This window comes from Rhizomicrobium sp. (assembly GCF_056722145.1).
This window is the reverse complement of sequence record NZ_JBWZET010000056.1, coordinates 1-2721: the sequence shown is the minus strand read 5'-3', so window position 1 is coordinate 2721 and position 2721 is coordinate 1. Positions and strand designations below refer to the sequence as shown.

At 66.1% G+C, this 2721-nt stretch carries 3 protein-coding genes; 1 reads left to right on the top strand and 2 read right to left on the bottom strand.

The genetic code is table 11. The annotated features are described in order from the left end of the window. Both AC1P6P_RS03310 and otsB read right to left on the bottom strand, forming a co-directional pair. Positions 1 to 421: trehalose-6-phosphate synthase (locus AC1P6P_RS03310; RefSeq protein WP_481401013.1), on the bottom strand; the 421-nt coding region annotated here is incomplete at its 3' end. 63 nt (positions 422 to 484) lie between these two features. After that, positions 485 to 1195: a trehalose-phosphatase gene (otsB, locus tag AC1P6P_RS03305; RefSeq protein ID WP_481401012.1), complete on the bottom strand. Its 711-nt coding sequence runs from the start codon at positions 1193 to 1195 to the stop codon at positions 485 to 487. A 116-nt stretch (positions 1196 to 1311) separates the two neighbouring features. Between otsB and AC1P6P_RS03300 the strand changes: the two genes are divergently transcribed. Then, entirely contained in the window at positions 1312 to 2601 is a 1290-nt protein-coding gene (locus tag AC1P6P_RS03300; RefSeq protein ID WP_481401011.1) for a mechanosensitive ion channel family protein, read from the top strand. The last annotated feature ends 120 nt before the right edge of the window (positions 2602 to 2721 follow it).

Sequence of the window (2721 nt, the reverse complement as noted above, 5' to 3'; positions counted from 1 at the left end):
GCAGCTCGCTCGCCATCGGGATGAGGTGGTAATCGTGCACCCAGACGAGATCGTCGGGCCGGAGCTGTGGGGCGAGGGCGCGGGCGTAATGGGCATTCACGTCGCGATAGCCCGCCAGATGCTCGCGACGGAATTCCATCAGTCCGAGCCGGAAGTGCAGCAGCGGCCACAGCGTGCCGTTGGCGAAGCCGACGTAGAAATTCTGATACGCCTCCGCCGACAAGTCGATGGTGGCATAGTCGATACCGTCGTGGCGGGTGATGGTGGCCTGATCGCTGGACTGCGCCGCCTGACGGCCGCTCCACCCGAACCACAGTGTGCCGGGCTCGATCGCATCCTTGAGGGCAATGGCTAGACCGCCGGCCTTGGCGCCTTTGCCGGGCTCGGGGACGCGGTTGGATACGATCACGAGGCGTGCCACAGGTATTCTCCCGGTGCCGCCCGCGGGGGCAGGGCTTCCGAGAGGGAACGTGCGGACACTGCGTCAGGTTCCGGCCGCGAACGCCGCCAACCAGCGCCGGACATTGGCGGGCTCACCGAAATCGCTTCCGACCTGCAGCGCCACCCCACCGGCCTCGCGAACAGCCACGAAGCCGTCCTCGTCGGTCACATCGTCGCCGATGAAGAGCGGTCCGCGGCCGTGGAAGGGAACCGTCTGCAGCAGGCGGCGGATGGCAGTGCCCTTGTCGGCACCGCGCGGCCGAATTTCAAATGCCATCCGCGCCGGCAGGACTTCGAACGCCGGATCTTCGGCCGCGATCCGCATCACCAGCGCCCTGACCTCGGACTCCCGCTCCGGCGCGAGGCGGTAGTGAATGTCGACGCTGGTGTGTTTATGGCCGACCAGGACCCCCTCCCAATCCTTGGTCTCAGCGATGAGGTGCTCGCGCCAGGAGGGCGGAACCACGCGGCGGACGCCGTGTTCGATGTGGCCGTCGGCGAGGCGAAGGATGGCGCCGTGCTCGGCGGCAGCGGGCAGGATTGCCGGCGCCAGCAGCCGGTCGATGGTTTCCAGCGCCCGCCCGCTCACCAGTGCCAAGGCGCCGCCGACCAAGGCCGATGCGGCTGTCAGTGAGGGCACCAGATCGGGCGGCACCACAACCGCGTCGGGGCGCGCCGCGATGTCGAGCAGGGTGCCGTCGATATCGAGGAACAGGGCCTGGTCGCACCGTGGCCCGTCCGGCAGGCGCAGCATGGCTTCTCCCCCGGGGGTGCCTTGCGGGAATGCGCCGGCGCACCCACGGTTCCGGCGTGGCTTGAACAGTCTGCCGCCAGCATGGAAGATTCGCCGGAACGATTCGCGTGGGCCGCATGAACGGCAGTTTCCAGTCCCTGGACGTCGCCCGGTTCTTGTCGGAGACGCCGCATAAAATCCTCGAACAGATCCAGACGCCGGTGTTTCTGACCCAGGTGGCGATCATCGTCGTCGGCGGTGCCGTGGCGTGGTGGCTGGCGCGGTTGGCGCGCGGGCCATTGACGCATTTTGCGGCGCGGCTGCCGAAGTCGTGGGCGGCGAGCTTTCTGCGCACCGCCGGCACGATCTCGTTTCCGCTGCACTGGCTCGCCATCCTGTGGATCGCAGCACTGACCGGGATGGGGATGAACCTGCGGCTGCCGCTGACCGATGCTGCAATCGATCTGGTGTCGGCCTGGATCTGCATCCGGCTGTTGTCCTTTACGGTGAAAAGCCATGCCGTTTCGGTGGCGATCTTCATCACCGGTTTCACGGTTGCGGCGCTCAATATCCTCGATCTCTACCGCCCGCTGGTCACCTGGCTGGGGCGGGTACCTGTTTACGACACCAAGACGACCCACGTTTCGCTGCTCGGCACCATCAACGCGCTGGCGGTGCTCGCGGCGCTGCTGTGGCTGACCCAGCTTCTCCATCGCTTTCTTCAGCGCCGCATCGAACTCACCCCGGCGCTGACGCCTTCGCTGCAGGTGCTGTTCAGCCAGTTGTTGCGCATATTCCTGCCGGTGATCGCGGTGATGATCGCGCTGCAGACCGTCGGCGTCGACCTCACCACCTTGACGGTCGCCTTCGGCGCCATCGGCCTTGGTGTCGGGCTCGGCCTGCAGAAGGTAGTTTCCAATGTCGTTTCCGGGCTGTCGCTGATCGTCGGCAAGGTCATCAAGCCGGGCGACATCCTGAAGTACAAGGAGACCTACGGCTGGGTCACCAACATGAGCGCGCGCTATGTGACGCTGCGGACGCGCGACGGCATCGAATACCTGGTGCCCAACGACTATTTCGTCGAGAACGGGGTCGAGAACTGGAGCTATTCCGACGCCGCGCTGCGGCTGCATGTTCCGGTCGGCATCTCCTACGACTGCGACCCGCATCAGGCGATCGCCGTGTGCCTGGAGGCGGTGAGGGCGGTGCCGCGCGTGCTCGCCAATCCGGCGCCGATCGTGCTGCTGAAGGAATTCGGCGACAGCGCCATCAACCTCGAAATCCGCTGCTGGATCACGGATCCGCAGAACGGCACCACCAACGTCAAAAGCGCCGTGCTGCTGGAAGTGTGGGACCGCTTCAAGGCCGCCGGTATCACCATTCCTTATCCGCATCGCGACGTTCGGGTCGTTGTGGGTACTCCCTAAATACGCCAAAAGGCGGGAGGGCCCGCCTCTTGCGAAGGCTTTGGCGCACGGCGCGCCCGGTGAGCGCGACGACGGCACCGCAAGCTTCTCCCTTGGCTACCTGGGGACGGACATGGGGCG